The sequence below is a fragment of the Olsenella phocaeensis genome (assembly GCF_900120385.1).
GTDB classification, from domain to species: Bacteria; Actinomycetota; Coriobacteriia; order Coriobacteriales; family Atopobiaceae; genus Olsenella_I; species Olsenella_I phocaeensis.
Map to the genome: position 1 here is coordinate 1 of NZ_LT635498.1, position 888 is coordinate 888.

1 protein-coding gene is annotated in these 888 nt (G+C 67.9%); it reads right to left on the reverse strand.

All coding sequences use genetic code 11. The features are described 5' to 3' along the window. A partial coding sequence (locus BQ7388_RS09965) for a Gfo/Idh/MocA family protein (protein ID WP_072500540.1) occupies positions 1-888 on the reverse strand: 888 nt, incomplete at both ends.

Genomic DNA, 888 nt, shown 5'->3' on the forward strand with positions numbered 1-888 from the left:
GACGCGCACGGTGACGCCGCGGTCGTACTCCCGCGACAGGCGCGCAACGGCGTTGCCCAGCTCGAGTGCATCGGAGCTGGTGAACTCGCCGTGCCAGCGCAGTGCCCCTTCCTGAACCTCGAGGGCGCGCAAGGCGTCCCGACCAAGCGAGAAGCGAGCCTTGACGGCGTCGACGATGCGCGCGCAACGCACCGTAGCCTGGAGCGGCATCACGTCGCTCTCTTCTGCTCCGGCGGCTACGAGCTTCGTGAAGTGCAGCGCCTCTCCGTAGAAGTCGTCCACCTCGTAGGGGGCGTCTATCACGCGCGGCTCGCATCCGTCCGCGTACACCGTCGCACGCTGGCAGCGATGCAACTCCTCGATCACGACACGCCCCCTCGTGCCCACCAGCACGGCCTGGCGGGGCTTCGCACGGTCGAAGGCGCACTCGAGCGTGGCGCTCAGCCCTGCGACCTCGAGCGTGGCGCTCGCGTACATGTCGATGCCCTGGTCATTGGCGATGCCCGCGAAGGCAGTCACCTGCGCCTCTCCCGCCGGCAGGAAGTCATCGAGCCAACTCGCGCAATAGATGCCGCAGTCGAGGAGCACCCCTCCCCCCACGGGTTTGCTGTGGTACGTCTTGCCAGATCGGACGAGCTCGCGCATGTCGTTGCAGAGGGTGGTCTCGACATGAACCACATCGCCTATCTCGCCTTTGTCCACCAGCTCGCGCACCGTCCGGTAACAGGGGGTGAAGCGCGCCTTCATGCTCTCCATGAAGAGCGAGCCACACTCGCGTGCCACCCGCGCCACGTCGGCCGCCTCCTCGGCGCCCAAGCAGGCGGGCTTCTCGCAGAGCACGGCCTTGCCGGCACGAAGCGCCCGGATGGCCCAGTCGTGGTGCAGGGC